The organism is uncultured Wocania sp. (assembly GCF_964021735.1).
In the GTDB taxonomy this organism is placed as follows: Bacteria; Bacteroidota; Bacteroidia; order Flavobacteriales; family Flavobacteriaceae; genus Wocania_A.
In genome coordinates this window covers 1-5,814 of record NZ_CAXIBN010000191.1, presented here as the reverse complement: position 1 = coordinate 5,814, position 5,814 = coordinate 1, and the positions used below count along the sequence as shown (strand labels likewise).

At 34.4% G+C, this 5,814-nt stretch carries 3 protein-coding genes; all 3 read left to right on the top strand.

What is annotated here, in order from left to right:
- The first annotated feature begins 203 nt into the window (after positions 1–203).
- A complete protein-coding gene (locus AADI82_RS13245) occupies positions 204–3,047 on the top strand; it encodes a glycosyl hydrolase (RefSeq protein ID WP_341216901.1) in 2,844 nt (947 codons plus the stop codon).
- A 106-nt stretch (positions 3,048–3,153) separates the two neighbouring features.
- On the top strand, positions 3,154–3,813 hold the full coding sequence (locus tag AADI82_RS13240) for a succinate dehydrogenase cytochrome b subunit (RefSeq protein ID WP_341216900.1): 660 nt from the start codon (positions 3,154–3,156) through the stop codon (positions 3,811–3,813).
- A 13-nt stretch (positions 3,814–3,826) separates the two neighbouring features.
- On the top strand, positions 3,827–5,814 hold a 1,988-nt coding region (locus AADI82_RS13235; protein WP_341216899.1), incomplete at its 3' end, for a fumarate reductase/succinate dehydrogenase flavoprotein subunit.

Sequence of the window (5,814 nt, the reverse complement as noted above, 5' to 3'; positions counted from 1 at the left end):
TGTAAATATTCATTCTGATTCTGCAGTGATTACGAAAAAGATAGTATTAGATTAAGTAAATCGATAAATAATATGAAAGCCTGTGGAATCAATTTTACAGGCTTTTTTTTATGACTAAATTATAAGGCTTAAATAAAATGAATGGTTAAATTTTGCTAGAACATTAAGAATGGTTAATTTTCATAACCATAAAACCAATCAATATGAGACTTCAAAAACACCTTATTATTTGCTTCCTTTTTTGTTCTTGTTTTGGCTTTAGCCAACAAGCATCAACATCTGCAAATGTTTTGGAAAAAGCGATTCAACAAAAACAAGAACTCGCTCAAAACTCATTAGTTAAAAACGTATCCTTTGATAATATAGGGCCAACAATAATGAGCGGCAGGGTTGTAGATTTAGATGTAAATCCTAATAATCCAACAGAATTTTATGTTGGTTATGCCTCTGGTGGCGTGTGGCATACAATTAATAATGGTTCTACTTTTGAGCCAATTTTAGATACTTCAAATACTCAAAATGTTGGAGACATTGCCGTAGACTGGAAAACGAGAACCATTTGGGTTGGTACTGGAGAAAATAATTCATCGCGTTCTAGTTATGCTGGAATTGGGATTTTGAAATCTTCTGATAACGGAAAAACTTGGGTAAATGTTGGGTTACCAGATTCTCATCACATTGGTCGAATTCTTATTAACCCAAATAACCCTGATGAAGTTGTAATTGGCGTTACAGGTCATTTATACTCTCCAAACAAAGAGCGTGGTATTTATAAAACTACTGATGGAGGCAAAACCTGGAAACAAAATCTTTTTGTTGATGACGTAAGTGGTATTATTGATGTGCAATACGCGCCAAACAATTACAATGTGATGTTTGCTTCATCGTGGACAAAAGACAGAAAAGCATGGAATTTTAATGGAAGTGGAAATAATTCAGCAATTTATAAAAGTACAGATGCTGGTAATACTTGGACTAAAATATCGACTCCAAAAAGTGGATTTCCTACTGGCGATGGTGTTGGTAGAATTGGTTTAGCAGTTTTTAACGAAAACATAATTTATGCGTTGCACGACAGTCAATTTAGAAGGACTTCAGGAAATAAAGAAGAAGATAAAAAAGGCTTAACTAAGGAAGATTTTAAAACCATGACCATTGAATCTTTTTTAAACCTTGAAGATAAAAAGCTCAATGGGTTTTTAAAAACTAACGGATTTCAAGAAAAATATCGTGCCGAAAATGTAAAACAAATGGTAAGAAGCGGCAACGTAAAACCAATCGATTTGGCTAAATACTTAGAAAATGCCAACACTATGCTTTTCGACACACCTGTAATTGGAGCTGAGGTTTATAAAAGTATTGATGGTGGTAAAACATGGCAAAAAACACATGAAAACTATATTGACGATTTGTATTATAGTTATGGCTATTATTTTGGAGAAATACGAGTTGACCTTCAAAATAAAGATGGTATTTACATTATGGGGGTGCCTATTTTAAAATCTAAAGATGGCGGAAAAACATTTGCATCCATCAGTAAAGAAAACGTACATGCCGATCATCAAGCACTTTGGGTAAATCCAGAAAAATCAGGACATTTAATTAACGGAAATGATGGTGGTTTAAATATGAGCTATGACGATGGCGAAAGTTGGGAAAAATTAAATGTAACCTCTGTAGGTCAATTTTATGCCATAAATGTAGATAACGAAACACCGTATAACGTTTATGGCGGTTTACAAGATAATGGTGTTTGGGTTGGTGCTCATAATGCTGGTGTTAATAAACGTTGGCAACAAAGTGGTCAGAATCCTTGGGAGAGTATTATGGGAGGCGATGGGATGCATATTCAAATTGATAGCAGAAACTCAAATATTGTTTATACAGGGTATCAATTCGGAAATTATTTTAGAATCAATCGAGAAACTAAAGCACAAAAATATATTCAACCCAAACATGAGTTGGGAGAGAATCCGTATCGATTTAATTGGCAAACCCCTATTTTATTGTCGCCTCATAATCAAGATATTTTATATTTAGGTGGAAATAAATTGATGCGTTCTATGAATCAGGGAGATGATTGGACTGCTATTAGTAACGATTTAACCAATGGAGGGAAAGCAGGAAATGTTGCTTATGGCACATTAACAACCATTAGCGAATCGCCTTTTCAATTTGGGTTAATTTATACAGGAAGTGACGATGGATTAATTCATGTCACTAAAAACGCTGGTGGTAGTTGGGAAAATATTTCAAACGAATTACCAAAGGATTTGTGGGTAACACGCGTTATCGCATCGCAGCATAAAAAAGAACGTGTTTATGTGACTTTAAACGGATATCGTTGGGATAATTTTTCGGTGTATGTTTATATGAGTGATGATTACGGAAATACGTGGAAAAATATTAGTTCAAATATTCCATTATCACCAGTAAACGTGATTAAAGAAGATCCTAAAAACGAGAATATTTTATATGTAGGAACAGATAATGGCGCATACGTATCTTTTAATAAAGGTGAAAAATGGGACGTTTTTAGCAAAGGATTGCCAAGTGTTGCGATTCACGATTTGGTTATTCAGCCTAAAGCTAACGATTTACTTTTAGGAACACACGGGAGAAGCATTTACAAAACCAATATTAAACATTTACAAAAAATGAGTGCATCAAAAATGAATCAATCTATTGTGCTTTTTGACGTTGAAGATGTTAAGCATTCTTTACGTTGGGGAAGTAGTTTTAGTGCCTGGTCTAAGGTTTTTGAGCCTTCAATTGATATTAATTTTTATGCAAATAAAACTGGAGAGCAAACCATTAAAATCTTATCTGAAAATAACTCAGAACTAAATGTAATAAAAGTAAATGCAGAGAAAGGATTCAATACTATTGAATACGATTTAACCATTTCTGAAAAAGCACAAAAATCATTAATGAAAGAGAATACAAGTGTTAAAATTAATAAAGCCGAAAATGGTAAATATTACTTGCCAAAAGGTGAATATGGTGTTAGAATTGGTTCAGAAAAATCAATTATTCAAATAAAATAAAGTTTCTAAATTAAAATGGTTCTAAATACAAATTTTAAAGGCGTAACTTTTTGTCTATAACTTTATTGTAAAGTACCTTTGTAACTATATAAATAACTTCATAATAATGAGCGGATTTTTTAAATCTTCGATTGGAAGAAAAGTAGCCATGGCGCTTTCTGCGTTCTTCCTTATGTTTTTCTTAATTATTCATTTAGCAGTAAATATTACGTCACTTTTTAGTGAAGACCTGTTTAATGAATTATCTCACTTCATGGGTACAAATCCATTAATTCAATTTGCTTTACAACCCGTTTTAATTTTTGGTGTGGTGTTTCATTTTGTTATGGGATTCATATTAGAAATTAAGAATAAAAAGGCAAATGGTATTGCTTATGCTAGAAATAATGGTGCTGCAAATTCTACTTGGATGAGTAGGAATATGATTTATAGCGGATTGGTTATTTTGGCTTTTCTTGTTTTACATTTTGCCGATTTTTGGGTTCATGAAATCAATGTAAAATACATTAATGTTCAACCTGAAGACCCAACACGTTACTATCATGAGTTAGTAGAAAAGTTTGTTCCTATCTGGAGAGTTGCTGCATATGTAATTGCTTTTATATTATTAGGATTACACTTAGCTCATGGATTTACCTCGGCTTTTCAATCTATGGGTTCAACGGCTGGACGTAAAAAAACGCTTCAAAATATAGGTAAGGCATATTCGATTATTATTCCTTTAGGATTTATAATTATTGCACTTTTCCATCATCTTAACCATTAATCTAAAAAATATTATGGCTTTAGATTCAAAAGTACCAAAGGGTCCAATTAAAGATAAATGGACAGACTATAAAAATAAAATTAATCTTGTAAATCCAGCTAATAAGCGTCATATTGATGTTATTGTTGTTGGTACAGGTTTAGCTGGTGGTTCGGCAGCAGCAACTTTAGCAGAGTTAGGCTATAACGTTAAAGCGTTTGCTTATCAAGACTCTCCGCGTCGTGCACATTCTATTGCCGCTCAAGGCGGAATAAATGCTGCTAAGAACTATCAAGGCGATGGAGATTCAACACATAGATTATTTTATGATACTGTTAAAGGTGGTGATTATCGCTCGCGTGAAGCTAATGTGTATCGTTTAGCAGAAGTTTCTGCTAATATTATAGACCAATGCGTAGCTCAAGGTGTTCCTTTTGCACGTGATTATGGCGGATTATTAGATAACCGTTCGTTTGGTGGTGTATTAGTTTCAAGAACATTTTACGCCAAAGGTCAAACAGGACAACAATTATTATTAGGTGCATATTCAGCTATGAACCGTCAGATAGCTCGTGGTAAAATAGAAATGTTTAACCGTCACGAAATGCTTGATATTGTTATAGTTGATGGGAAAGCACGTGGAATTATTGCACGTAATTTAATTACTGGAGAAATAGAAAGACATTCGGCTCACGCCGTAGTTGTGGGTTCAGGTGGATACGGAAATGTTTATTTCTTATCGACAAACGCAATGGGTTCTAACGCTACTGCAGCTTGGAAAATTCATAAAAAAGGAGCGTATTTCGCAAACCCTTGTTATACACAGATTCACCCGACATGTATTCCTCGAAGTGGAGATTATCAGTCTAAATTAACATTGATGTCTGAATCACTTCGTAATGATGGACGTATTTGGGTGCCTAAAAATATGGAAGATGTTATGGCAATCCGTGAAGGTCGTAAAAAACCAACCGATTTGTCTGAAGACGAACGCGATTATTACTTAGAACGTCGTTATCCAGCTTTTGGAAACTTAGTGCCTCGAGATGTAGCATCTCGTGCTGCCAAAGAACGTTGTGATGCGGGTTATGGTGTTAACGCTACAGGGGAAGCGGTATATTTAGATTTTGCGTCAGCATTTGAGCGCTACGGGAAAGAGCAAGCTAAAATCCATAATATAGAAAACCCTTCTAAAGAAAAAATTATTGAATTGGGTCAGGCAATTGTAGAAGCTAAGTATGGTAATCTATTTCAAATGTATGAAAAGATTGTAGATCAAAATCCATACAAAACACCAATGATGATTTACCCAGCAGTACATTATACTATGGGAGGTGTTTGGGTAGACTATAATTTAATGACAACTATTCCAGGTTGCTATTGTATAGGAGAAGCAAATTTCTCAGATCATGGTGCCAATCGTCTTGGAGCTTCGGCATTAATGCAAGGTTTAGCCGACGGTTATTTTGTATTACCGTATACTATTGGAGATTATTTATCTGATGATATTCGAACAGGAAAAATTCCAACCGATACTAAGGAATTTGATGAAGCAGAAAAAGAAGTAAGCGACAGAATTAATTTCTTTGTAAATAATAAAGGAACAAAATCTGTAGATTATTTCCATAAGAAGTTAGGAAAAGTAATGTGGGATAAGGCAGGAATGTCTAGAAATGCAACAGGTTTAAAAGAAGCTATGGCTGAAATTAAAGCGATTCGAGAAGAATTCTGGAAAGAGGTTTCAGTTCCAGGAACGGCAGATGAAATGAATCCAGAACTTGAAAAAGCAGGTCGTGTTGCCGATTTCTTAGAGCTTGGAGAATTATTTGCCAAAGATGCTTTAATGCGCGAAGAGTCTTGTGGCGGCCATTTTAGAGAAGAATCAGCAGAAGAATCTGGACCACAAAAAGGAGAAGCAAAACGTAATGATAAAGACTTTGCTTTTGTAGCAGCATGGGAATATAAAGGTGAGCCTGCTGAAGCGGTTTTACATAAAGAAGAATTAGAATTTAAAGATATTGA

Coding starts and splice junctions, on each gene's coding strand:
- AADI82_RS13240 (WP_341216900.1), top strand. CDS start 3,154: ATGAGCGGATTTTTTAAATCTTCGATTGGAAGAAAAGTAGCCATGGCG.
- AADI82_RS13245 (WP_341216901.1), top strand. CDS start 204: ATGAGACTTCAAAAACACCTTATTATTTGCTTCCTTTTTTGTTCTTGT.